This window comes from Pseudomonas sp. xss_2, assembly GCF_043104195.1.
GTDB classification, from domain to species: Bacteria; Pseudomonadota; Gammaproteobacteria; order Pseudomonadales; family Pseudomonadaceae; genus Aquipseudomonas; species Aquipseudomonas urmiensis.
Map to the genome: position 1 here is coordinate 25,342 of NZ_JBICKL010000075.1, position 24,497 is coordinate 49,838.

Consider the following 24,497-nt stretch of genomic DNA (forward strand, 5'->3'; position numbering starts at 1 on the left):
TCACACGGCGAGCAGCGTAGTGGTGGCCCCATCGGTCCCCCCGCATTGATTACCCGTTTACCTGGTCAGGCCCGGAAGGGAGCAGCCAAGGCGGGGACATCGAGTGCCGGGGTGTGGCTGGTGGGGCCGCCTCCATTACGCAAGTCCTTGAATTCTCAAGGATTTCTCTATCAAAAATCTTGAAGTGTGACAGCGTTTAGGTGCACCAAAGTGGTGTGCACTGGGCTGTGATCCTAATCGAAGATTCATCAATGTCCAAGCTGGCTTGACCGGATTGGAGTGCAAACCGGTGTCCTCCTCGCTGAGGCTTGCTGTTACTGATGGCTTTTTGCTAGCTTCGGTATTCAAGTTTTGCATTCCACCAAGGACGAGTGATGCCAGTCGAACTGATTCTGTTTGATCTTGACGATACCCTTCTCCGCACCAGTGACCTTGAGGGTTTCCGAGGGCGTGAGTTTCTGAATACGCAACCTCGGGAGTACGTTCAAAGGCTCACAGCCCAATTCGGGATGTTGCCGGGTCGAATCGTTTACACTGAGGCTCAGCTTATGGCGTTGCAGCGCCAGCACGAGGGCGTGCGACTCGGAGTGTTTACTAGGTCACCTAGGCATTATGCGGAGATTCTTTTGGATCTCGCATACCCCCGTATCGACTGGGCGACATTGGTTGCTTTTGAGGATGTGACGCACACGAAGCCAAGCGGAGAGGGCGTTTTGCTTGCGATGCGTGTGGCAGAAGTGGCATCCCCTCAAAGTGTCTGGTTGGTCGGTGATGGGAAATCTGACGTGCAGGCAGCTTACGACGCGGGATCTTGGTGTGTTCTGGATCAAACCACTTGGCCTAACGCCCGTCGCAGTGATGACTGGAAGGCATTGGAGCGTATGCCTGATGCAATTATTCAATCTCCGGAGGACTTGCCCGGGGTGCTTGAAAATCCAACTGAGTTCTTACCATCAGCTGAGCGGTTACAAGTGCTCGCCGGGGCAGCGGCCGGGGATAGGCCATTTCGGTTCGAAAAAGCAGGATATTTCAACCCGCTGGTGCAAGGAGCAAGGCCAAATCAGATTCACTCGCTCGGTCGACATTTTTCTCGGGATGCTCAAAGAAGAGTTGATTGGCATGCCGTGACTAATGACATTCACCGGATGAAAGATTTGCTGACGGTGCCAGAATACTGGGTTGACGCAATCCGTAAATTCATTCGAAGTGTTGTCTTGAGTCGTAATCCAATGATCGCCTTCGGGGTGGGGGGATTGGTCGTTACTGTTATTCCAGCGAAACCGGGCCGTGTGCAGCGTCTGGAGGCGATGTTAGCTCAGGTAGCTGCATCGCATGCCGAGGTTGCAATCAATCGCGGCAATATTGAATTCATTCCTAACGCACTGGAATATTTGCCGGGAGCCCTTTCGCATCACGGCAATGGCGGGCTGAATAGAGAGCAGCGTTTTGTGAATGCCCGTGACCATCTTAGGGCAAATCCCGGCTCTGACTTTTCCGGGAAGCACGTTGTAGTCATTGACGATGTGGTTACCTCTGGAGCCTCTCTGATCTATGCTGAGATGTACCTTCGAGCAGCAGGTGCTTCTGGTGTAACATTGCTCGCGTTGACAAAAAATGTAGGTATCAGATGAAGGTTTCTCGCGAAACGAAAAAGCTTTTGACTCTATCCATGCTCCCCGGTGTTGGGCCGGCGACGTTGAAGAAGGTTGCGAGCGTACAAGGTTTCGTTGATTTAGATGTTGAGGCTTTAGGTAGGATAAATAGCTCTTTGCATAAGGCACTTTCTGTTCCTGATGCTTGGTCTTTGGCGTCAGAGCAAGCGGACTTTCAAGTAAACTCTGCTGAGCAGCATGAGGCCAGAATTATCAGTCCTTTAGATGCTGGTTATCCAGATTTGCTTGCGGCTACGAAGGATGATCCGTTTATTCTTTATGTCTGTGGAGAGCTTCATAGTTGTGCTCTGAGATCTGTTGCCATCATTGGTACTAGGGAGCCTACCCCGCATGGCGAAGTTATTACTCGCCGCGTAACGGAGTACTTCGTTGAGAATCAATGGAGTATTGTAAGTGGGTTGGCGCTTGGGTGTGATGGTTTGGCGCATAAGGCAGCACTCGACTTGGGAGGACACACTGTTGCGGTTTTGGCGCATGGTCTTCAGATGATTGCTCCAAGCCAGCATAAGAAACTTGCTCACAACATTCTTGAGAATGGAGGGGCATTGATTTCAGAATATCCATTCGGCCAAAAGGTTTTTCCTCAGCAATTCGTTAAACGGGATCGTACACAGGCTGGTATGGCTCAGGGGGTAGTGATGATCCAGTCTGATGTAAAGGGTGGGAGCCTACATGCTTCGCGTGCTGCTCTTGACTACAATCGGTGGCTTGCGGTTCCGTTGCCAACTTCAGTGGATAGAAATAACAAAGAGCCGAAGGTCATGGCGAATTTGCTAATCGCTGAAGGTGACTGGGTTGATAAGGCAAATTTGCTGAAGTGTAAGCGAGAAAGGCTCGATAACATATTAGTGCTTAAGACGAGAGATGATTATCCACGTATGCTCTCTGGTTTGCTGTCTAATGCTTCATTGCGTAACACGGTAAGCATCAGTGGTAAGTCTTCAACTGTTGATGAGGTGTTGCAGGTAGAGGCTCAGGACACTTTTAATCTTGAAAAAGATCCCGTTGGGTTTGAGGGCTTTGTTCGCAAAAGTGACGATAATTTTAGTTCTGAGCCATTAACCCAGCAGGGCAGCCTTTTGCAGGGGCAATCTCGGAGTCAAGGTAGTGATGATTCAAAATTCCGGGTGCGAAAAATTTCCAAGAAAAAAATTCACATTCACAATGATTTGTCTAATACGGTTATTCATCTAAGAACTCGTATTGAAGATATGGCAGTGGCCGGGAATCGACACGGCATCGCTCTTGATATTACTGCCTGCCTTGTAATGATGGCATTCACCTTTGAATCTCGTCTTAATTTTATTGGTGAGCAGAAAATTTCAGGCTTTAAGGAAAGGCGGTGGTTCGACAAAAAGCTTGAGAATGTGTTGTCGGTGTTGGGGGTGGAGCCTGACTTTTCGGTTCGCCCGTACTCTTCCATTAAGCAGTTGAAGAGTTTTCGTGACACCATTGCACACGGTAAACCGGTTACTATCGAAATTGATGAAGTAGTGGGCTATCAGTCCGAGAGTGATCATGACGACTTCGATCTTCGGGGTGACTGGGAAAAATATTTAACCATCGACTTTATGCGGCAATGTTCCGACGATATCGACCAGATTTGGAAGGACTGGCTCGCAACTGCTGGGATCGAACTTCATCAAACATTGACCTATGGTGAGTACAGTGCTTCATTGATTGAAGACCCTGCGCCTCTTGTGGGGGATTGATTCGCATTGATTGCGAGGACTGCTATCCATGCTTTCATCAGCTCACTCCTTGCCTAAGTGTTGTGAAAGGGAAGGGCGGTGGGAAGTGTTTTGCTTCGGTCCCAAGTCCCCGCCAAAAGACAATGCGATTCTGCACGGAAACCCAATTTTCCCGCCAGAAAAAAGATGCGCTCTCTTAATAAAAGGGTGTGTGCTGGCCGAAAGTAATGTAGTACGTCTAGCGAACCAGCAAATCGGCTAAACCCGTTTGGAAAGCTGGCTTCTGAAAAGCTGAGTAAATCTGAAATAACTCTGGGCTATAATAATATTTTTTGTTAGAACGATACGTTGAGAGAAAGCATCAGGCGGCGTACTGCCGTAGCGTTGAACTCGCTACCACGCGGGGTGCGAAGCCCTTTCTTGTTCAAGCAGTCAGCGACCGATTGCAGAGTGATCACCTTGTTGTACAGGCAGGATTCCAGATGCGGACGGAGGCCGTCTTGATAGTTGCTGATCTTGCTCATACGAACGGTGTTGGCCGCTGTGATATCAGCTATTGCACGGCCTTTGGCTTGAGCCTCTGCACGATTGGCCACCTTCTGCTGGGCTATTGCATCACCAGCGTCTGCACGCCTCTGGAGGGATGTCAGAGCTTCCTTGGTACGGGTGGCAATGAACTCTCGTTCCTGCTGGGCAAGGGCAGCGAATAGATGAAGTTGGAAGGTGTTGGCCTGTGGCATCGTGGCCACTTTGAAATCAACTTGCTCCATCAGCTGAGCAATGTGCAGCACGGAGCGGGAAAGCCGATCCAGCTTGGCCACCAACAATTGAGCCTTGTGCAGTTTGCACGCTGCCAGAGCTTTTGCACCTTCTGGTCGATCTTCAAGGGCAAGCTTGCCGCTCACTACATCCACATACTCACCAATGACGTTCCAGCCGTTCGTGTCTGCTGCACGTTGGATGTAGTCACGCTGTGCATCCAAGCCTAGGCCAGAATCACCTTGGCCCTTGGTAGAAACTCGGATGTAAGCGACGACATTAGTCATGGTGGTGCACTCACTACGTTCATTGTGTGTGAGGGCATTTTGTAATCCATGACTACAAATTGTCAATTTGGCAGACGTTCGTCTAAGCAAATGACAAATCGTGAATTTTAAGTTGACCTCAGGGACTCTATTCCTGAGGCGATGGCTTCGGCATTCGTGTCGAGGGTGTGCATGATACTCAGCACGTTGTCATGCACGGTGGTTGAACCGCGTTGACTGATCCACAGGCTCACCTCTTCCAAAGCTGCACGTATGGCGATTTGATTGAGGTGCAGCAATTCAAGCGTGTCAGCTGTGATTGGAATACGGTCATCCATGTATGTAGTCCTGTGAGGGGGCGAGCCTGAGTGTAGCGTCGATCTATGTGGCTACAGACCTTCAAGCAGCTCTGATAGGGACATGCTCAGCCCGTCAGCAAGCACCTTGGCCGCTTCAAGGCTTGGGTTGGCCGTACCCGTCTCAATGCGAGACATGTAGGTGCGGACAAAGCCGCATTTGTCAGCGAATGCTTCTTGGCTGAAGCCTTGGCTGCTGCGTAGATTTCGGATTCGTTGGCCAAAGGCCTTTCGTAGGTGTTGGTTTGTCTGCATCCCAGCATGATGGTTGGATGCACCCTGATCGTGAACACACTGAGTGATTACACTCCAAATGATGACACACTAACTGATACAATTGTCTCAGGCCCCCATACGCTGGGGAAGCGAACGCCTAGCCCTGAGAGACCAACGAAATGAACGAAAAACTGTTCGTGCTGACCAGTCGTAAAAAGAAGACAAACCACATCCTGCACCTGATCCTGACCGTTCTGACAGGAGGGCTTTGGTTGATCGTGTGGGGTATCACAATGCGAAGCAACGATGGTCAGAACAAGAAGATCGATAGGGAAATCGACCAGATCATGCACTACAAGTCTCAGGGCTTGAGCGATGCTGCCACGCACCAGCAGATGAAGACAGACAAGCTGAATGCTGATGTGCTTCAAGGAAGGGTGATCTTCGCTGTGCTGGTGGTAGTGTTTCTGTACTTCTACCTTCGGTAGAGGCTGCGCACCTTCAGCGGAGCGTCAAAGCAAATTCCTAGATTGGCTCCGCTGGGCGTTCACACAGAAAGCGGCAAGCTTTCAGCTGGTTGCACTGTGTATGACCGTAGGTCAGGATCGTGGACACCTAACGGTGTAGAGGGGGTGAAACAACCAACACCCCCCAAAACCTAAAAATCCGTACTATCCACAGCTGACGCTGTTCCTGTGCACAATATCCGATCCGCAGGATTGAGTTTTGCACGATCAGAGCGTAGCTCTAGTAGCTGCTCGAATTCTTGTTGTCCAACCATGTTATTGGTTGTTTGGACTAGTACGCTTGGCCGTTAGCGTAAGCTGACAATGATGGCTGTTTTCATTTGGGACAACTTTGTTGTTTGTTGTCCCGGGGTACGATTCATTGATGGTACGCCCAATGCTACGCATTGAATTGCTTCTATAATATATGCGACCGAATTACTCCCCCTCCACCGAGGCCGTTCATGCGGCTTTCAGTCCTACCTGCGCAGCCTTTATTTCCTCTCGCCACTTCCGGATAGTCTTTGCAGATACTCCCGTTTCTCGTTCGATGGATTTTACACTTTGGTCTTGGGTCAACCTCGCCAACACCTCTGGTTTCTTGGGGTGTTGCTGCCGCTGTTGAAGCGTATGGCGGTTTGAGAGAGATACGATGGCACATGTGCTCGGCTGACTTGGGTAGGCCGCCTCGTATTCTTCTGCCGTTTTATACTCGGTCAAGGTGCGCAGATCGTAGTGCAGCTTGGCCAGCTCCTCCGGATTTGGTGCGTACGCATCATTACAGTCCTCCCACTCGCAGGCTTTGGCCTCAAAATCGATGCCGTCCATCTCGCTGATGAGGAGCGGAGGCCGACTCTTCATCATCCATGGAATGATCAACTCAACTGCCTTGACGTAGCGCCTCGCTTGTCGGTCCCCCAGTTGCAGCAAATCTTCTACTGCTTCGTTGGTGATGACAGGGAGAGTTCCCAAAACGTAGTTAATCTTGGCTACAGACAGTGGCAACTGTTGCTCTCGCTCTCCGTACCAATCCAAGCGTGCGACCCCTTCAATGATGTCCATAGCGAATTCAGGATAGGGCGCCCAATAGGTTTTGGGGCCGATGAACCCGTAGAAGGGATTTACAATCAGCTTGGGCTTCCGTCCACGATTGCCCTTGGGCTTACGCTCGACCTTGCTCTTGGTCTTTGCTGTCTTATCTGCCAGCCACTGATTGGCGTTGGCTGAAAATCGTGCATTCAATGCCTCCAACTCTGCTGACGGCAGCAGGTTGGTAGAGGGGTGGGATTCGGTGGTGCAGGGGGAATTTGAGGCGAGCGGGTACATCATGGGATTGGTCTCCTTTTCAAGTTAATCGCATAGGCATTCCTCTCAGGTTGTGCCGGTTAGGGTATTGGTAAATCGCAGGCAAATTTAAGCCCCCATGCAAAACACCAATTTGGTGGTCGCGGTGGAGGCTTCTAATCTGTATGTCTGCTCTCTGAAGCAGGCCATCAATTCTACACGAGTCCCGAAAAAAATCAATCTCTAGGTATTGACTTCTTTGGCGGTCGTGTCTGCAAAAAAACCGTTTTGTTCTGCGGGAAACGCACTTTGCTTAGTTTGAACGCTCCCTAAGCCCCGTAAACACTGGGTTGGACATGAAAGACGGTAGGTGAACGTCAATTAGGTGGCAGGGTTTAACCAGAGTTTTTGCTGGGTTATTCGAGGTTATTTGATGTGCTTCATGGCCTCGACCATCGCCTTGATTGGCGTCCTGCTGCCGTAGACGCCGAAGGTTACGGAGCTGTCTTCATGACCCACCATCCGCTTGATCAGTGAGTCCTGCACGCCAGCATCACGCAGGTCATCGATGAAGGTGTGGCGGAAGCTGTGGAAGGTTTTACGCGGGTCGGTGATGCCGAGTTTCGTCTTGTAGCGTCCAAACCATTTAGATGCCGCGTGACCTCGTTTACCGCGTACTGCTTCAAGCTCGGGGAATAGACGATCAGCCCCACTGGTCTTGACTGACTCGGCGTACTGCAACAAACCGTGCTCAATCAGTGCAGGATGCAAGGGGAGAACACGACGGCTGCTGACATTCTTAAGACTCTGGCCTTCATGGCTGTCGTCAATGCGAATGCACGGGATGCCCTGTTGCTCAATGACATCGTCCACACGCAGCTGGCAAAGCTCTTCAAGTCGTGCACCAGTGAACCGTCCGAGGAATGGCAGCCAGTAGCGCCATGGATGCTTCCGTGACTCTTGTCGCAGTCCCTCAAGGTTCAGTAGTGCAGCTAGGTCGTGTCGCTCGAAGGACAACCGAGCTTCCTTTGCTGATCCCGTCATGACTTTCATACCCGTCAGTGGGTTGTCTGCCACGTACCCGTTCGCTTTGCACCAGTTCAGAAACGCGGTGAGCTTGCGTAGCCGATTGTTCACTGTGACAGCAGTAATGGTCTTGTAGGTGCTACCTGACTCAATCACCTGCTTTAGCGTCTTGCCCTTGAACTCAGGTCGTAAGCCGAAGTATTGCGGGCATAGGCTGAGCCGTTCCTTTAGCAGGCGTGCTTGTTGTGCATCGAAGGCTTTAGCGGGCATATCACCTAGCAGCTCGAAAAGGTCAGCTAAAGCTCGCTCGACTTCCTCGGTGCTGCCCTGTCGCCATGTGCCGCCGCGTTTGCCTTCTTCTAAATAGAGTTTGGACAAGGTCGCGAGGGTAGGGCCGGCGCTTTGTGGCTTCGCTGTGGCCGCTGTAGCTCTTCGTGGTGCAGCCATCGTGAATGGCTTAGGGGTAGAGTCTCGCCACTGCGTACACAGTGCACGCAGCGTCTCAGGGGCTGTCAGAGGATGTTCAGTTAGGTGGCAAAGCACTTGCTGAGCTAACGAGCTGGCAAGGTACAAGGCTGCCTGCCGCGCTCGCACTCGCAGGGATATGCGAAGGGTATGACGGCTGGGAAATAGGTGCTTTGGAAGCCGAAGGTTGAGGTAGTAGATGGACTGACGGCGGACAATGTAGGCCATGAGTGAACACCAGAGTGGACCAGTAAAGTGGACCAATTGAGTGGAACAATACTGGTCACACCCCAAGCTTTGAGCGACCGTGCTGGGTGGCTGCACGGGTAAGTGACGAATCACCTCATCTGCCTGAAACCCTTGATCCATAAGCCCCGCATTGATTACCGAGCATGCTTGCATGCCATCTGGTCAGGCCCGGAAGGGAGCAGCCAAGGCGGGGACATCGAGTGCCGGGGTGTGGCTGGTGGGGCCGCCTCCATTTCAGGGGTCGGAAAACGCTCCGCCTCCTTGCCTGATAGTGCTTTCGCCGCCTCCTTGCGAAGAATTTTCATCACTTGCCTGCGTGGTAGGTGGCTGATCGTGTCTGACTTTTCGCAAGTTTGCCTGCGAGGTGGCCGGTTCAAACGACGGCATCCCTAACGTCTAGCTCCGCATCCGACTGCGCTCTACAGCCAGCACGCCAGCAGCCGACAGTTTCAGCAGTCGCTGAAATTTCGGACACGCCAGATGGTCTTCCTCTGGACACGCCGCCGCATGACGCAGCCCCTTGCTCATGGCCTGCAAGCGCGTGATCCGTGCATCGATCTCGTCAGCCTTGGCCACCAACATTTCGCGATTCACCTGCAAATCGACCAGCATGCTCGCCACTTCATCGAGCGAGAACCCGGCTGCCTGGCCCAAGGCGATCAGCGCCAGGCGATCCACCACGTCGGCAGCGAACTGGCGGCGTTGGCCTTTGCCTGCGAGCGACTTGAGCAAACCTTTGTTCTCGTAGTAACGCAGCGTTGAAGCTGGTACCCCGGTGCGTTTGGCGACATCGGCGATGTCCATGGGTGGCCCCTTGACTTGAAGTTGACTTTAACTTCTATGCTGCGCGGCATTGGGCTTTTCCGTCAATCTGCCAAGGGTTTCGCCATGACTGCTACCACCTTGATGACTTGTATTGCGCTGATCGGCCTCGGTGCCACGTTGGTCATGGACCTGTGGACGCTACTGCTCAAACGGCTGGGTGTGACCACGCTCAACTACGCCATGGTCGGGCGCTGGGCCGGGCATTTGCTGCAGGGGCGTGTGTATCACCCGGCCATCGCCAAGGCTGCGCCGGTCAGGCATGAGTTGGCCTGGGGATGGGTGCTGCACTACGCGACTGGGTTGCTGTTCGCAGCGCTGCTGGTCGGCCTGGCCGGGGAGGGCTGGCTACGCGCGCCGTCCCTGCTGCCTGGGTTGGGCTTCGGCTTGGCTTCGGTGCTGGTGCCGTTGTGTGTGGTGCAGCCGGCGTTTGGCGCAGGTCTGTTTGCCAGCAATACTCCCACACCGTTGCGAAACTGCCTGCGTAGCCTGGCCACGCATGGCGTATTTGGTCTGGGCCTGTACCTCAGTGCGTTGGGGCTTTCAGTGAGTTGAGCCGCTGACGATCTGACCCGCAGCATCCTGGCTGGTGTAGCGCTGGACTATCCGTTCGACTTCTCCGGACTGCTTGATCCGCACCAGCGCCCTGAGCAGTGCCTGAGTGGGCAGGGTTGGATCGTTGCGCACCATGCAGCCCAACGATTGCTCCTCGAGCACGCTCTGTGCGCGCAAGCGCTGCGCTGCAGGGAGTTGGCGGTTGAACCAGTGCAATGACAATTGGTTGCTCACGGCATAGCGGTAACGTCCGGCCTCGAGCTTTTGCAGGGCGAGTTGCTGGTTGCGGCTGTCTTCGCGGCGCAGCCGGCCTTGGTTGAACAGCGGATCGAGGGTCGGGTAGCGATAGCCCAGCACCGTGCCGATGGCCTGTGCTGGCAATTGCTCTGGGTTGATGGGGGCCAGGTCGGCGCTGCGGCTGACCAGCAAATCGCGCTGCTGGATCAACGGCACGCTCCAGACGTAGTTGCCCGGCCGTTCGATCAGCCAGTGGGTGGCGACATAACAGCGCACGTCGATATCGCCGTCTTCAAGCGCCTGTTGCAGGCGCAGGCGAGCCATCAGGTGATACTCGGCGCGTACCCCGGCCTCGCGCGCGGCGGCTTGCATCAGGTCGAACAGAATGCCTTCGACCGGCTGTTGGTGCTCGATGCGGATCAGTGGCATGCTCCAGCTTTCGGCGACCGAGAAGCGCAGCACCGGCTGTTGGGCCAGGCTGTGAGTGGAGCACAACAGCAGGATCGCCAGGATTCGCCGCACGGTTTTCCTCCCTGATGACTACCTAGGGTCTGAGCCTAGTCGTGCGTTGCTTAGCTTAGACGAGATTGGCCGGGTGCAATTTTGCCCCCGCTCCGCTAGCATTAGCGATCTTCCGCTCGTTCAGTTTGCGATGGTTTTTTAATGAGTTATCAGGTTCTTGCACGAAAATGGCGTCCGCGCTCGTTCCGCGAAATGGTCGGCCAGACCCATGTGCTCAAGGCTTTGATCAACGCCCTGGACAACCAGCGCCTGCATCACGCCTACCTGTTCACCGGCACGCGCGGGGTCGGCAAGACCACCATCGCGCGGATCATCGCCAAGTGCCTGAACTGCGAAACCGGTATTACCTCGACCCCCTGCGGCACCTGTTCGGTGTGCCGGGAGATCGACGAAGGGCGTTTTGTCGACCTGATCGAGATCGACGCCGCCAGCCGCACCAAGGTCGAAGACACCCGCGAACTGCTCGATAACGTGCAGTACGCGCCGAGCCGTGGGCGTTTCAAGGTCTACCTGATCGACGAAGTGCACATGCTCTCCACGCACTCGTTCAACGCCCTGCTCAAGACCCTGGAAGAGCCGCCGCCGTACGTCAAGTTCATCCTCGCGACCACCGACCCGCAAAAGCTGCCGGCGACCATCCTGTCGCGCTGCTTGCAGTTCTCTTTGAAGAACATGAGCCCGGAGCGGGTGGTCGAGCACCTGAGCCATGTGCTCGGTGCCGAGAACGTCCCCTTCGAAGAAGATGCCCTGTGGCTGCTTGGGCGCGCGGCCGATGGCTCGATGCGCGACGCCATGAGCCTGACCGACCAGGCCATCGCCTTCGGTGAAGGCAAGGTATTGGCCGCTGATGTCCGGGCGATGCTCGGCACGCTCGACCATGGCCAGGTGTACGGCGTCCTGCAGGCGCTGCTCGAAGGTGATGCGCGGGCGCTGCTGCAAGCGGTGCGTGATTTGGCCGAGCAGGGGCCGGATTGGAGTGGCGTGCTGGCCGAGATGCTCAACGTGCTGCACCGCGTAGCCATTGCCCAGGCGCTGCCTGAGGCGGTGGACAACGGCCAGGGCGACCGCGAGCGGGTGTTGAGCCTGGCTTCGGCGCTGCCCGCCGAGGATGTGCAGTTCTACTACCAGATGGGCTTGATTGGCCGCCGCGATTTGCCCTTGGCGCCGGACCCGCGCGGTGGCTTTGAAATGGTCCTGCTGCGCATGCTCGCGTTCCGCCCCGCCGATACCGACGACGCGCCGACCCCGGTGCTAAAGCCAGTGGGGATCAGCCAGGCCACAGCTGATTCTGCAAAACCGGTGGCAGCGCCAGCGTCGGTCGCTGAACCGCCGGCCATGCCAGCGCCGGTCGAGGCGCACGAGCCCGTTGCAGCGCCTGTGACGGCGCAGCCTGCGGTGCTGGAGCCGGTTGCCGCGCAGCCGGTTATCGAGCCTGAGCCCGCGCCAGAGGCGCCGGTTGCCGTCCAAGAACCTGCGCCAATTGAGGAAGAGGTTGTCGATCTGCCGTGGGAGGAGGCGACAGTGCCGGCCGAGCCGGTGCTGCAAGCGCCTGCGCCAGTCGCGCCGCCTGCGCCGCAAGTCGGGCCGCCAAGCGATGACCAGCCGCCGTTCGATCCCTCTGCCTATGACGCTGTTGGCATGGATCGGGACGACGAGCCGCCGCTGGATGAAGATTACTACGCGCCCGAGTCTGATCCGGCAGGCTTCAGCTACCTGGATGAGTTGGCTGAGCATGTCCATGAGGCTGAAACCGCCCCGGTTGCCGAGCCTCTGCCAGCCTCCAAGCCGGCCACCGGTCTTGCGCTGCAATGGCTGGAATTATTCCCGCAGTTGCCTGTGTCCGGCATGACAGGCAACATCGCGGCAAACTGTACCCTGATCGCTGCCGACGGCGATGACTGGCTGCTGCACCTGGACCCAGCCCAGGGTGCACTGTTCAACTCGACCCAGCAGCGGCGACTCAACGAGGCGCTCAACCAGCACCTGGGCCGCACCTTGCAGCTGCGCATCGAGCTGATCCGCCCCGAGCAGGAAACCCCGGCGCAAGCTGCGGCGCGCAAGCGCTCGGAGCGTCAGCATGAGGCTGAAGTGTCGATCGAGCGTGATCCGCTCATCCAGCAGATGATCCGGCAGTTCGGCGCGACCGTGCGTCAGGATACTATTGAGCCTGTAGAGGCCCTGGTCAGCCAGGGCGATTGAACCGATATCCGTGCGGCCGGCAGCGTGCTTGGCCGCATCACATGACCCAATCGAGGTGTACCCCATGATGAAAGGTGGCATGGCCGGCCTGATGAAGCAGGCGCAGCAGATGCAAGAAAAAATGGCCAAGATGCAGGAAGAGCTGGCCAACGCTGAAGTGACCGGGCAATCGGGCGCGGGCCTGGTCAGCGTGGTGATGACCGGTCGTCATGACGTCAAGCGCATCAGCATCGATGACAGCCTGATGCAGGAAGACAAGGAAGTGCTCGAAGACCTGATCGCAGCCGCCGTCAACGACGCGGTACGCAAGGTCGAGCAGAACAGCCAGGAGAAAATGGGTGGCATGACTGCTGGCATGCAGTTGCCGCCAGGCTTCAAGATGCCGTTCTGATCCAGCGTTGCGCAAATGCGCTGTTTGATCTGACCTCATCGCGGGGCAGGCCCGCTCCTACACGTTTGCACAATTTCTGTAGGAGCGGGCTTGCCCCGCGATAGGGTCACAACGTCCAACAACGATGCCACGCTCAACGTGCCCGTAAAAGATAACGCAGCACGTTTTTAACTTGAACGGTTAGTTAATAAACTGACTTCAGCTGTTTTGCGACAACTCCACGGATCGTCGACAGGCCGCTGCAGTTGCCGCTTCGACCAAGTCGCGCAACTTCTGCCCATTCTCAAACACTTCAATCGCCGCCGCCGTCGTGCCATTTGGCGAAGTAACCGCCTGACGAAGTTCGGCGAAATCGGCATGCCGCTGCTGTTGCAAAGTTGCTGCACCAAACGCAGTTTGTGCCGCCAGGGCGCCTGCTAATTCAGCAGTAAGTCCAAGTTTGACCCCTGCTTGCGCCAGTGCCTCGCTGAACAAGTGATAATACGCCGGGCCACTGCCGCTGATGGCTGTAACCGCATCGAGCTGGCTCTCTGTCGTGACCCAGGATGCCAAGCCAACCGCTTCGAACAACTGGCCGATCCTGGTGCGCTGACTCGCCTCCAGCTCGTCGCCTGCATACAGCCCGGTGCAACCGGCTCCGGCCAGCACTGGAGTATTAGGCATGGCTCGCACCACCGGGCAGCGCTGCCCCAGGGCTGCACTCAAGGTCGCCTGGGTGACCCCGGCAGCCACCGAAATCACGCAGGCTTGCGCACATTGCCGATCGCTGAGCCCTGCCAGGGCCTCACTGGCATAAGCCGGTTTGACGGCCAGCACGATCAGCTCGAATGCCTCGTCGGGCACATCGGCCAGACGCGTATAACGACCGTCGCCGCCAGCGCCAGTTAGCCCCGGATCGACGATGCTCAACTGCTCGATCAAGCCTGTGGCCAGCCACGCATCGCCCAATGCAGCGCCCATGCGGCCATACCCAATAAACAGCGTTTTCACCGGCAAGTCCCCTTGGTTGTTGTTGTGATGTCTTTTCAGAGTAAGGGCTTTTTAAATATGGGTGCAACTGGGTGCAACCACAAAAAGCAAAAACAAAAAAGTGTTGAGGTTTGGCAACTTGGTGACTGCGCAGTCGTGCGCACCGCTATGGCGCTATACGCAATTTCCGCTGTAAAACTTGAACCAAAACAGCGCATTTCCACTGTCTTCTGAAAATAATTGCGGGTTAAACGTTTAATCTGGGTTGTACCTTTTTTAGAGCTTTCACTAAGATCCGCTGGCATGGGTGCAACCTGGTTGCTCTTTGCCTTGCTCCACCCTGTGCTCGCCGACATAACATCAAAAAAACGGAGACTCGCATGACGCCGTCCAGTGCAACCCCCACCGCGACCCAGGGGCGCGGCCGCGCTTTGGTCGCCAGCCTTACCGGCAGTTCCATCGAATGGTTCGACTACTTCCTCTACGGCACCGCCGCCGCGCTGGTATTCAACAAGCTGTTCTTCCCCAACTTCGATCCGGTGGTCGGGTTGTTGCTGGCTTACCTGTCGTTTTCTCTGACTTTTTTCGTACGGCCCATCGGCGGAGTGATTTTCGCCCACATCGGCGACCGTATCGGTCGCAAGAAAACCCTGGTCATCACCCTGTCTTTGATGGGTGGCGCCACGGTGCTGATCGGCTGCTTGCCGACCTACGAGCACATCGGCGTCTGGGCGCCGATCCTGCTGATCGCTCTGCGGGTGGTACAGGGCTTGGGCATCGGCGGGGAGTGGGGCGGGGCGCTGCTGTTGGCCTACGAATACGCTCCGGCCAAGCGTAAAGGCCTGTTCGGCAGCGTGCCGCAGGTGGGGGTTACCGTCGGCATGCTGCTGGCGACCATGGCGGTCAGCCTGATGGCCATGTTGCCTGAAGAGCAGTTCCTCAGCTGGGGCTGGCGAGTGCCGTTCGTGCTTAGCGCTGGCCTGGTGTTCCTCGGCTTGTGGATTCGTCACGGCCTGGATGAAACACCGGACTTCAAGAAGGCCAAGGAGTCGGGCAACGTCGCCAAGATGCCCCTGGTGGAAACCCTGCGCGACCACTGGCGTGAAGTGCTGATCGCCGCTGGCCTGAAGGTGGTGGAAACGGCACCTTTCTATATCTTCTCGACCTTCGTGGTCAGCTACGCGGTAAGCACCCTGGGCTATGACAAGGTCAGCACCCTGAATGCGGTGATGATCGCGGCGGCCGTGGCTTCGCTGATGATTCCGCTGATGGGCTGGCTGTCGGACAAGGTTGGGCGCAAGGCCGTCTACATCGGTGGCATCTTGCTGATGGCGGCGTTCATCGTGCCGTACTTCAAACTGCTCGATACGCGCAGCACCTGGGGCCTGATGGTCGCTACGATCATCGCCTTCGGCGTGCTCTGGGCGCCGATTACTGCGGTGTTGGGCACCATGAGCTCGGAGATCTTCTCCACCCGCGTGCGCTACACCGGCATCACCCTCGGCTACCAGTTGGGCGCAGCACTGGCTGGCGGCACCGCACCGTTGATCGCCACCTACCTGCTCAGCCGCTACAACGGTGACTGGCAACCGGTGGCCCTGTATCTGTTGGGCACTGTCACTATCTCGCTGATTGCGGTGCTGGCCGTGCGCTCACCCAAGCGCGACGACCAAGACCCAGCCCTGCGTGGGGCGGTCAAGTCGGCCTGAGTGACGGCCGGTGGAAAAGGCCCGGCCTGGCGTGAACGCGGGCCGGGCAGCCAGTGTCAATTGCAACAGCAGGTAGGACAGTTGCCGCTGCGCTGTAGCTGATTTGACGCTGCCTGCCTTGGCCGGTATAAACCGCCTCTCATTGAACTGTCAGGCCTTTCCCATGAGTTTCAGCCCCCTCATCCGCCAACTGATCGACGCCCTGCGCATTCTGCCGGGCGTTGGTCAGAAAACTGCCCAGCGTATGGCCTTGCAGTTGCTCGAGCGCGACCGCAGCGGCGGCCTGCGCCTGGCCCAGAGCCTGACCCAGGCGATGGAAGGCGTTGGCCATTGCCGCCAATGCCGGACCCTGACCGAGCAGGAGCTGTGCCCGCAGTGCGCCGACCCGCGCCGCGACGATACCCAGTTGTGCGTGGTGGAAGGGCCGATGGATGTCTACGCGGTCGAGCAGACGGGCTATCGCGGGCGTTACTTCGTGTTGAAGGGGCATCTGTCGCCGCTCGATGGCTTGGGGCCGGAGGCGATCGGCATTCCGCAGTTGATGGCGCGGATCGAGGAACAGGGCAGTTTCAGTGAAGTGATCCTGGCGACCAACCCGACAGTGGAGGGCGAGGCGACCGCGCACTACATCGCCCAGTTGCTCAATGAGAAGGGCCTGGTCGCCTCGCGGATCGCCCATGGCGTGCCGCTGGGCGGCGAGCTGGAGCTGGTGGATGGCGGCACCTTGGCCCATGCCTTCGCTGGGCGTCGGCCGATTTCGCTGTGAGGCTGTAGCGGCCTCTTCGCGGGCAAGCCCGCTCCCACAGGTACCGCGTAGACCTTTTGCTTTGCGCTGTGTCTGTGGGGCAAGCCTTTGCAGGGCGTCGGCCAATTTCGCTGTGAGGCTGTAGCGGCCTCTTCGCAGGCAAGCCCGCTCCCACAGGTAACGCATAGACCTTTAGCTTTGCGCTGTGTCTGTGGGCTGGGCGTCGAGTGATTTCCCACAGGCACCGCGCAGACCTTGAGCTTTGTGCAATCCCTGTGGGAGCGGGCTTGCCCGCGAAGAGGCCGTAACTGACACCCGTCAAACCTTCATCCGTGGCATCTCGATCCGGTGCTCATGCACCCGCCGATACAGGGTCGCCCGGGAAATCCCCAATGCCCGGGCCGCCTCCGCCGGCTTCCAGCGATGGCGAATCAACGCATCGAGCAGCACCTGTCGCGCCGGGCTGGAAGCACTGGCCTGGGCAGCAGGTTCGACCTCTCCACGCACCTCTTGCGGTAAATCCTCAAGCCGCAGCTGGCCGCCATCACACACCGCACAGGCATAGCGCAGGACCTGGCGCAATTGCCTGAGATTACCCGGCCAACGATAGGTCAGCAGCGCTTCCAACGCGGCATCGGCCAACATCACTTCAACGCCGCATGCCTGCGCCTCTTCAGCCAGCATGCGATGAATCAGCCCGAGCCGATCAGCCCGCTCACGCAGGGGCGGCAGCTCGAAGCGGGCATTGGCCAGGCGAAAGTACAGGTCCTCGCGAAAGCGCCCCTCGCTGACCATCGCCGCCAAATCCCGGTGGGTGGCGCAAATCACCTGGATATCCACCCGCTCACGCCGCGCCGCACCCAGGGGCGCTACTTCGCCTTCGGCCAGTACGCGCAGCAGGCGAGTCTGCAGGCTCAGCGGCATATCACCAATCTCGTCGAGAAACAGCGTGCCGCCATCGGCCTGCTGCAGCAGCCCTTGCATGCCTTTGCTCGATGCCCCGGTGAAGGCGCCAGCGACATAACCGAACAGCTCGCTTTCGATCAGGCTTTCTGGAATCGCTGCGCAGTTGAGGGTGACGAAGGGGCCTGTGCGGCGTTGGCTTTGTCCATGTAGCTGGCGGGCAAACACCTCCTTGCCGGCGCCGGTCTCTCCTTGCACCAGCACCGCCAGGTTGCAGTCCTTGACCCGAGTGGCCAGGCGCAGGTGCTGCTCGATGCGTGGGTCCTGCGTGTATTGCGGCGCCTGGGCGCGGGGACGCAGGCAGCGCGGCGCACTGACTCGGCCATACAGTTGCCAGCCGGGCAGGCGCTGGGCACTGGCGTCACTGGCGCGACGTAGCTGATCGAGGTCGAACAGCTCGCCGATATGTTCTGGCAACCGCCCGTGGTGCTCGAGCAAGTGCTGGCGTGCCAGGCTGTTGAGCGCCTGCAGGCGGCCATCGCCATCCCAGGCCAGCAGGTAGTCTGGCTGGCTCTCGACATAGCCGGGCGTGCCATGGGCGCGCATCACCCAGTGGCCCTGGCTGCTGTGCATGAAAAAGGCGTTTTCGATCTCCCGCGCGGTCTGCTCCACCAATTGGCGAATCAGATGTTGGCTGCGGCGGTCATCTGGCGATTGCAGGGCCGACACATCGACCACCCCGAGCAACTCGCCCTGTGGGTCGAAAACCGGTGCTGCGGTGCAGGTCAGGCCAATGAAGGCGGCGCGAAAGTGATCGCGCTTGTGCACGGTGACCGGTGCCTTGTTGGTCAGCACTGCCGCTACCCCGCAGGTGCCTTCCTCGCCTTCCGACCAGCAGGTGCCCAGGTACAGCCCGGCCTTGCGGCAGTCGTTGCGAATCGCCGCTTCCACCCGGTAGTCGATGGTCCGCCCTTGGGCGTCGGTGAGCAGTACGCAATAGTCGGCACCGCTCACCCGGCCATGCAAGCGCGCTACCGCGTCGCTGGCGATACGCAGGAACAGTTCGGCGCGCTCGCGGCATTCGTTGAGCAGGTTCTGCGAAAGGATGCGTGGCCCTTGCTGGGAGCCGGGGTCGAGACGGTACAGGTCCATGGACCGACGCCAGGAGTCGAGGATCAGCGCAGGCACCGGCGCCTGGGGCAGGCGATCGGCGTTCTTCACTACCCGGCTGACACAGTCGACATGGGCTCGGGAGTTCGCGGCAAGCATTGGGGCCTCCGGTTCTCGTGTTCTTGTCGTTATGCGGCCATTAAGCGCTTGTGGGCGAGCGGCGACAAGCGCCACGTGCTTGCCGGTGGCGCTGAGACGCTGCGTCTCAGCGTCTCGCCCAGCGCCTGGCCTGACCGGTACGCAGCGTCTCGCAGCGGCTGGCGCAGGGGCGGGTCTTGTCGCGCTGGAAGCGCTCTGGCTCGGCATCTGGCGCGTGTAGTTGCAAAGCTGGCACCGCCCTTGCTCTAGCCCTGGCAAACAAGAAAATGAGGTGCGCCATGCCGCAACCCGCGCCAATCGTCGGGATCATTGCCAACCCAGCTTCGGGCCGCGACCTGCGTCGCCTGACCGCTAACGCAGGGCTCTATTCCAGTACCGACAAGGCTTCGGCCATCCAGCGTCTGCTCGCAGCCTTCGGCGCCACCGGTATCGCCCAGGTGCTGTTGCCAACCGATATGACCGGGATCGCCGCCGCTGTGCTCAAGGCCAGCGGCGGCCCAGTTGCCCGCGACCAGCATTGGCCGGCGCTGCAGGTGCTCGATTTGCCACTGACCCAGACGGTCGCCGATACCCGTCTGGCCACGCGCTGGATGGTCGAGCGCGGCGCCAGCCTGATCGCGGTACTGGGCGGCGATGGCACGCATAAGGCGGTGGCAGCCGAGGCCGGTGACGTGCCGCTGTTGACCCTTTCCACCGGCACCAACAATGCCTTCCCGGAGCTGCGCGAGGCGACCAGCGCCGGCCTTGCGGGTGGCCTGGTGGCCAGTGGTCGCATTCCCTCCAGCATCGGCCTACGTCGCAACAAGCGCCTGCTGGTGCGCGTGCCCGAGCAAGGCCTGTGCGAATGGGCCTTGGTCGAAGTGGCCGTCTCCCCACAACGTTTCGTCGGCGCGCGCGCATTGAGCCGCAGCGAAGACTTGGCAGAAGTGTTCGCCTGCTTCGCCGAACCCCACGCGATTGGCCTGTCGGCGCTCTGCGGGCTGTGGTGCCCGGTGTCGCGCCAGGCCGCTGAAGGCGCCTGGGTGCGCCTGCATCCCGGCGCTGAGCAGGCCCTGTTGGCGCCGCTGGCCCCCGGCCTGCTGCAAGGCTGCGGGATCACCGCCAGCGGCGCACTCACGCCCGGCGTCGACTACTCATTGAGCCTATCCAGCGGCACCCTGGCCCTGGATGGCGAACGCGAGATCGAGTTCGCCGCGCACGACACCCCCACCATCACCCTCGACCATCAAGGCCCGCTGACCATCGACGTCGAGGCCGTGCTGGCGCATGCCGCCCGTCATCACCTGCTGGCGGTACCGCGCGGTCACCGGCAGCTCCCTGCAAACCTGTGTTGAGACAACCCTGGAGAACAACAAGATGTCCACTCACCTCAGTTCCGAGCAATTGCTCCACGCCTATCAAGTGATGCGCACGATCCGTGCCTTCGAAGAGCGTCTGCATGTGGAGTTTGCCACCGGCGAAATCCCCGGTTTCGTTCATCTGTACGCCGGCGAAGAAGCGTCGGCAGCCGGCGTCATGGCGCACCTGCGCGACTCCGACTGTATTGCCTCCAACCACCGTGGCCACGGCCATTGCATCGCCAAGGGCGTCGATGTGTACGGGATGATGGCCGAAATCTACGGCAAGAAGACCGGCGTGTGCGGCGGCAAGGGCGGCTCGATGCACATCGCCGACCTGGAGAAGGGCATGCTCGGCGCCAACGGTATCGTCGGGGCCGGTGCGCCGCTGGTCGCGGGCGCTGCCCTGGCGGCCAAGCTCAAGGGCCGCGATGACGTTTCGGTGGCGTTCTTCGGCGATGGCGGCTCCAACGAGGGCGCGGTGTTCGAGGCGATGAACATGGCCTCGATCATGAACCTGCCGTGCATCTTCGTGGCCGAGAACAACGGCTACGCCGAGGCTACCGCGTCGAACTGGTCGGTGGCCTGTGACCATATCGCCGACCGCGCGGCAGGCTTTGGCATGCCCGGGGTCACCATCGATGGCTTCGACTTCTTCGCTGTGCATGAAGCCGCTGGCGCTGCCATCGAGCGCGCCCGTGCCGGCCAAGGCCCTTCGCTGATCGAGGTCAAGCTGACCCGCTATTACGGCCACTTCGAGGGCGATGCACAAACCTACCGCGCCCCGGATGAAGTGAAGAACCTGCGCGAAACCCGCGACTGCCTGCTGCAGTTCCGTAACAAGACCACCCGTAGCGGCGTGCTCAGCGCCGAGCAACTCGATGCCATCGATGCCCAGGTCGAAGACCTGATCGAGGACGCCGTGCGCCGCGCCAAAGCCGACCCCAAGCCGCAACCGGCCGACCTGCTCACCGACGTCTACGTCGCCTATCCCTGACTCCGGCACAACAACAACGACAGGAGAATCATCATGGCAAGAAAGATCAGCTACCAGCAGGCCATCAACGAGGCCCTGGCCCAGGAAATGCGCCGCGATACGAGCGTGTTCATCATTGGTGAAGACGTGGCTGGCGGGGCCGGTGCGCCTGGCGAGGACGATGCCTGGGGCGGTGTGTTGGGGGTGACCAAGGGTCTTTACCACCAGTTCCCCGGTCGGGTGCTGGATGCGCCGCTGTCGGAGATCGGCTACGTCGGGGCTGCAGTGGGCGCGGCCACCCAGGGCCTGCGTCCGGTGTGCGAACTGATGTTCGTCGATTTCGCGGGCTGCTGCCTGGACCAGATCCTCAACCAGGCGGCCAAGTTCCGCTACATGTTCGGCGGCAAGGCGGTGACCCCGCTGGTGATGCGCACCATGGTCGGCGCCGGCCTGCGCGCCGCCGCCCAGCACTCGCAGATGCTCACCTCGCTGTGGACCCACATCCCCGGCCTGAAAGTGGTCTGCCCCTCTTCGCCGTATGACGCCAAGGGCTTGCTGATCCAGGCGATTCGCGACAACGACCCGGTCATCTTCTGCGAGCACAAACTGCTCTACAGCATGCAAGGCGAGGTCCCCGAGGAGCTCTACACCGTACCCTTCGGAGAAGCCAACTACCTGCGCGACGGCGACGACGTGACCCTGGTGACCTATGGGCGCATGGTCCACCTGGCCATGGAGGCGGCCAACAACCTCGCGCGCCAGGGCATCGACTGCGAAGTGCTGGACTTGCGCACCACCAGCCCGTTGGATGAAGACAGCATCCTGGAAAGTGTGGAAAAAACCGGTCGGCTGGTGGTGATCGACGAGGCCAACCCGCGCTGCTCGATGGCCACCGACATCAGCGCGCTGGTGGCACAGAAAGCCTTCTCATCGCTCAAGGGGCCGATCGAGATGGTCACCGCGCCGCACACCCCGGTGCCGTTCTCCGATGCGTTGGAAGACCTGTACATCCCCACTGCGGCGAAGATCGAGGCTGCCGTGCGCAAGGTCATCGAAGCTGCAAGGAGCGCCGCATGAGCCAGATCCATACCCTGACCATGCCCAAATGGGGCCTGTCGATGACCGAGGGCCGGGTCGACACCTGGCTCAAGCAGGAAGGCGAGCAGATCAACAAAGGCGATGAAGTGCTGGATGTCGAGACCGACAAGATCAGCAGCAGCGTCGAGGCGCCATTCAGTGGCGTGCTGCGCCGGCAAGTAGCCAAGCCTGACGAGACCTTGCCGGTCGGTGCGCTGCTGGCGGTGGTGGTCGAGGGCGAGGCGCAAGAGGCTGAGATCGATGCGCTGGTACAACGCTTTCAGGCCGAGTTCGTGGCCGACGGCGGCGCCGATCAAGCCCAGGGGCCGACGCCGCAGAAGGCCGAGGTCGGCGGCCGGCTGTTGCGCTGGTTCGAGCTGGGCGAGGGCGGCACGCCGCTGGTGCTGGTGCATGGCTTTGCTGGCGATCTGAACAACTGGCTGTTCAATCACCCGGCACTGGCGGCCGAGCGTCGGGTCATCGCGCTCGATCTGCCCGGCCATGGTGAGTCGGCCAAGGCCCTGCAACGGGGCGATCTGGATGAATTGAGTGAAGCGCTGCTGGCGCTGCTCGATCACCTCGACATTCCCCGCGCCCACCTGGCAGGGCACTCGATGGGCGGCGCGGTCAGCCTCAACCTGGCGCGCCTGGCACCCCAGCGGGTGGCCAGCCTGAGCCTGATCGCCAGCGCCGGCTTAGGCGCGCAGATCAATGGCCAGTACCTGCAGGGCTTCGTCGAGGCGGGCAATCGCAATGCGCTCAAGCCACACATGAGCAAGCTGTTTGCCGATCAGGGCTTGGTAACCCGGCAGATGCTCGAGGACATGCTCAAGTTCAAGCGCCTGGAAGGCGTCGACAGCGCCCTGCGGCAACTGGCGGCGAGCATCGCCGAGGGCGATCGCCAGCGTCACGACTTGCGCGGGGTGCTTGGGCAACATCCGGCCCTGGTGGTTTGGGGCGGCCAGGACGCGATCATCCCCGCCAGCCACAGCCAAGGCGTGGAAGCCGAAGTGCTGCTGATCGACGGGGTTGGGCACATGGTCCAGATGGAGGCTGCCGAGCAGGTCAACCAAGCCTTGCAGGCGTTCCTGCGCAAACACTGAGTCACTTACGTGAGCCTGGAGACAACAATAATGAACGACCTGAGCCACACCCATATGCGCGCCGCCGTCTGGCATGGCCGCCACGATATTCGCGTCGAACAGGTACCGCTGCCGGACGATCCGCCGCCTGGCTGGGTGCAGATCAAGGTGGATTGGTGCGGGATCTGCGGCTCGGACCTGCACGAATACGTCGCAGGCCCGGTGTTCATACCGGTCGAGGCGCCGCATCCGCTGACCGGGATCCAGGGGCAATGCATCCTGGGTCATGAGTTTTGCGGCGAGATCGCCAAGCTCGGCGAGGGGGTTAGCGGCTACGCCGTCGGCGATGCGGTGGCCGCCGATGCCTGCCAGCATTGCGGCAGCTGCTATTACTGCACCCATGGCTTGTACAACATCTGCGAACAGCTGGCTTTTACCGGGCTGATGAACAACGGCGCCTTTGCCGAGCGAGTGAATGTACCGGCCAACCTGCTGTACCGCTTGCCAGAAGGTTTCCCGCGTGAGGCGGGGGCGTTGATCGAGCCGCTGGCGGTGGGCATGCATGCAGTGAAGAAGGCCGGCAGCCTGCTGGGGCAGAACGTGGTGGTGGTCGGTGCGGGCACCATCGGCTTGTGTACCATCATGTGCGCCAAGGCGGCGGGCGCGGCGCAGGTGATCGCCCTGGAAATGTCCTCGGCACGCAAGGCAAAGGCCTTGCAAGTGGGCGCTAGTGCCGTGCTCGACCCCAGTCAATGCGATGCCCTGGCCGAGATCCGCGGGCTAACTGCGGGGCTGGGCGCGGATGTGAGTTTTGAGTGTATCGGCAACAAGCACACCGCCAAGCTTGCCATCGATGCCATTCGCAAAGCGGGCAAGTGCGTGCTGGTGGGGATCTTCGAGGAGCCCAGTGCGTTCAACTTCTTCGATCTGGTCTCGACCGAGAAACAGGTGCTTGGGGCGTTGGCCTACAACGGCGAATTCGCCGATGTGATTGCCTTCATTGCCGATGGTCGGCTGGATATTCGCCCGCTGGTGACGGGGCGCATTGGCCTGGAACAGATTGTCGAGTTGGGGTTCGAGGAGTTGGTCAACAACAAGGAGGAGAATGTGAAGATCATCGTTTCGCCGGGCGGGCGCTGATCTCTGGCGTTTGATAGGGCCTCATCGCGGGGCAAGCCCGCTCCCACGCCAATCTGTGTCTAGCGCCAACTTG

General features: G+C 59.2%; 22 protein-coding genes and 1 other RNA gene. 14 read left to right on the forward strand and 9 right to left on the reverse strand.

Going from position 1 to position 24,497, the window contains the following annotated elements; all coding sequences use genetic code 11:
* The first annotated feature begins 29 nt into the window (after window positions 1-29).
* The 3 genes from ffs (at window position 30) to ACF8K2_RS18320 (ending at window position 3,385) form a co-directional block, all read left to right on the forward strand.
* Window positions 30-126, forward strand: an RNA gene (gene ffs / locus ACF8K2_RS18310) — signal recognition particle sRNA small type.
* A gap of 248 nt (window positions 127-374) precedes the next feature.
* A complete protein-coding gene (locus ACF8K2_RS18315) occupies window positions 375-1,631 on the forward strand; it encodes an HAD hydrolase-like protein (protein ID WP_392466614.1) in 1,257 nt (418 codons plus the stop codon).
* Window positions 1,628-3,385: a DNA-processing protein DprA gene (locus ACF8K2_RS18320; protein WP_392466616.1), complete on the forward strand. Its 1,758-nt coding sequence runs from the start codon at window positions 1,628-1,630 to the stop codon at window positions 3,383-3,385. Before ACF8K2_RS18315 ends, ACF8K2_RS18320 begins: the two co-directional genes overlap by 4 nt.
* A 314-nt stretch (window positions 3,386-3,699) precedes the next feature.
* Here the strand turns inward: ACF8K2_RS18320 and ACF8K2_RS18325 are convergent, their stop codons facing one another.
* The 3 genes from ACF8K2_RS18325 to ACF8K2_RS18335 all read right to left on the reverse strand — a co-directional run bounded on the left by ACF8K2_RS18325 (window position 3,700) and on the right by ACF8K2_RS18335 (window position 5,000).
* Entirely contained in the window at window positions 3,700-4,410 is a 711-nt protein-coding gene (locus ACF8K2_RS18325; protein WP_392466619.1) for a recombinase family protein, read from the reverse strand.
* 107 nt (window positions 4,411-4,517) lie between these two features.
* Window positions 4,518-4,727, reverse strand: coding sequence for a hypothetical protein (locus ACF8K2_RS18330; RefSeq protein ID WP_392466622.1), 210 nt, complete (start codon window positions 4,725-4,727; stop codon window positions 4,518-4,520).
* Between the two features lie 51 nt (window positions 4,728-4,778).
* The gene (locus ACF8K2_RS18335) at window positions 4,779-5,000 is read right to left on the reverse strand and encodes a helix-turn-helix domain-containing protein (protein WP_028632437.1); all 222 of its coding nucleotides are present in this window, start codon (window positions 4,998-5,000) and stop codon (window positions 4,779-4,781) included.
* Window positions 5,001-5,140: 140 nt separating this feature from the next.
* Between ACF8K2_RS18335 and ACF8K2_RS18340 the strand changes: the two genes are divergently transcribed.
* Window positions 5,141-5,449, forward strand: coding sequence for a hypothetical protein (locus ACF8K2_RS18340; protein ID WP_254284532.1), 309 nt, complete (start codon window positions 5,141-5,143; stop codon window positions 5,447-5,449).
* A gap of 480 nt (window positions 5,450-5,929) precedes the next feature.
* On the opposite strand, the gene ACF8K2_RS18345 is transcribed toward ACF8K2_RS18340, so the two are convergent.
* From ACF8K2_RS18345 to ACF8K2_RS18355, 3 genes are all read right to left on the reverse strand, one after another.
* Entirely contained in the window at window positions 5,930-6,796 is an 867-nt protein-coding gene (locus ACF8K2_RS18345) for a helix-turn-helix domain-containing protein (protein ID WP_392466626.1), read from the reverse strand.
* A 381-nt stretch (window positions 6,797-7,177) separates the two neighbouring features.
* Complete coding sequence (locus ACF8K2_RS18350) at window positions 7,178-8,470, reverse strand: site-specific integrase (RefSeq protein ID WP_392466628.1); 1,293 nt, start codon at window positions 8,468-8,470, stop codon at window positions 7,178-7,180.
* Window positions 8,471-8,887: 417 nt separating this feature from the next.
* On the reverse strand, window positions 8,888-9,295 hold the full coding sequence (locus ACF8K2_RS18355) for a helix-turn-helix domain-containing protein (protein ID WP_392466630.1): 408 nt from the start codon (window positions 9,293-9,295) through the stop codon (window positions 8,888-8,890).
* Window positions 9,296-9,379: 84 nt separating this feature from the next.
* Here ACF8K2_RS18355 and ACF8K2_RS18360 point away from each other — a divergent pair, with 84 nt between their 5' ends.
* Window positions 9,380-9,868 carry a DUF2938 domain-containing protein gene (locus tag ACF8K2_RS18360; protein WP_392466632.1) on the forward strand — a complete coding sequence of 163 codons (489 nt, stop codon included), beginning with the start codon at window positions 9,380-9,382 and terminating at the stop codon, window positions 9,866-9,868.
* Here ACF8K2_RS18360 and ACF8K2_RS18365 read toward each other — a convergent pair.
* Window positions 9,857-10,627 carry a substrate-binding periplasmic protein gene (locus ACF8K2_RS18365; protein ID WP_392466635.1) on the reverse strand — a complete coding sequence of 257 codons (771 nt, stop codon included), beginning with the start codon at window positions 10,625-10,627 and terminating at the stop codon, window positions 9,857-9,859. The two genes, ACF8K2_RS18360 and ACF8K2_RS18365, sit on opposite strands and share 12 nt — an antisense overlap.
* A 141-nt stretch (window positions 10,628-10,768) precedes the next feature.
* Here ACF8K2_RS18365 and dnaX point away from each other — a divergent pair, with 141 nt between their 5' ends.
* Window positions 10,769-12,826, forward strand: coding sequence for a DNA polymerase III subunit gamma/tau (gene dnaX / locus ACF8K2_RS18370; protein WP_392466637.1), 2,058 nt, complete (start codon window positions 10,769-10,771; stop codon window positions 12,824-12,826).
* A gap of 64 nt (window positions 12,827-12,890) precedes the next feature.
* The gene (locus ACF8K2_RS18375; RefSeq protein WP_186556024.1) at window positions 12,891-13,217 is read left to right on the forward strand and encodes a YbaB/EbfC family nucleoid-associated protein; all 327 of its coding nucleotides are present in this window, start codon (window positions 12,891-12,893) and stop codon (window positions 13,215-13,217) included.
* A gap of 198 nt (window positions 13,218-13,415) precedes the next feature.
* Here ACF8K2_RS18375 and proC read toward each other — a convergent pair whose 3' ends face one another.
* A complete protein-coding gene (gene proC, locus ACF8K2_RS18380; protein WP_392466640.1) occupies window positions 13,416-14,207 on the reverse strand; it encodes a pyrroline-5-carboxylate reductase in 792 nt (263 codons plus the stop codon).
* A 359-nt stretch (window positions 14,208-14,566) separates the two neighbouring features.
* Between proC and ACF8K2_RS18385 the strand changes: the two genes are divergently transcribed.
* On the forward strand, window positions 14,567-15,895 hold the full coding sequence (locus tag ACF8K2_RS18385) for an MFS transporter (protein ID WP_392466641.1): 1,329 nt from the start codon (window positions 14,567-14,569) through the stop codon (window positions 15,893-15,895).
* Window positions 15,896-16,058: 163 nt separating this feature from the next.
* Entirely contained in the window at window positions 16,059-16,661 is a 603-nt protein-coding gene (recR, locus tag ACF8K2_RS18390; protein WP_264235009.1) for a recombination mediator RecR, read from the forward strand.
* A gap of 297 nt (window positions 16,662-16,958) precedes the next feature.
* On the opposite strand, the gene ACF8K2_RS18395 is transcribed toward recR, so the two are convergent.
* Window positions 16,959-18,812, reverse strand: coding sequence for a sigma-54-dependent Fis family transcriptional regulator (locus ACF8K2_RS18395; RefSeq protein WP_392466645.1), 1,854 nt, complete (start codon window positions 18,810-18,812; stop codon window positions 16,959-16,961).
* A 278-nt stretch (window positions 18,813-19,090) separates the two neighbouring features.
* On the opposite strand from ACF8K2_RS18395, the gene ACF8K2_RS18400 reads away from it, so the two are divergent.
* Genes ACF8K2_RS18400 through ACF8K2_RS18420 form a run of 5 tightly spaced genes read left to right on the forward strand, consistent with a single transcriptional unit; the run spans window position 19,091 to window position 24,424 of the window.
* Window positions 19,091-20,146 (forward strand): ATP-NAD kinase family protein, encoded by a 1,056-nt coding sequence (locus ACF8K2_RS18400; protein ID WP_392466648.1) that lies wholly within the window; start codon window positions 19,091-19,093, stop codon window positions 20,144-20,146.
* Window positions 20,147-20,168: 22 nt separating this feature from the next.
* The gene (locus ACF8K2_RS18405) at window positions 20,169-21,146 is read left to right on the forward strand and encodes a thiamine pyrophosphate-dependent dehydrogenase E1 component subunit alpha (RefSeq protein WP_186556030.1); all 978 of its coding nucleotides are present in this window, start codon (window positions 20,169-20,171) and stop codon (window positions 21,144-21,146) included.
* A 33-nt stretch (window positions 21,147-21,179) separates the two neighbouring features.
* Window positions 21,180-22,202 carry an alpha-ketoacid dehydrogenase subunit beta gene (locus tag ACF8K2_RS18410; protein ID WP_186556031.1) on the forward strand — a complete coding sequence of 341 codons (1,023 nt, stop codon included), beginning with the start codon at window positions 21,180-21,182 and terminating at the stop codon, window positions 22,200-22,202.
* A complete protein-coding gene (locus tag ACF8K2_RS18415; protein ID WP_392466651.1) occupies window positions 22,199-23,305 on the forward strand; it encodes an acetoin dehydrogenase dihydrolipoyllysine-residue acetyltransferase subunit in 1,107 nt (368 codons plus the stop codon). The genes ACF8K2_RS18410 and ACF8K2_RS18415 overlap by 4 nt, the downstream gene beginning before the upstream one ends.
* 54 nt (window positions 23,306-23,359) lie before the next feature.
* Window positions 23,360-24,424 (forward strand): 2,3-butanediol dehydrogenase, encoded by a 1,065-nt coding sequence (locus ACF8K2_RS18420; RefSeq protein ID WP_368972496.1) that lies wholly within the window; start codon window positions 23,360-23,362, stop codon window positions 24,422-24,424.
* The last annotated feature ends 73 nt before the right edge of the window (window positions 24,425-24,497 follow it).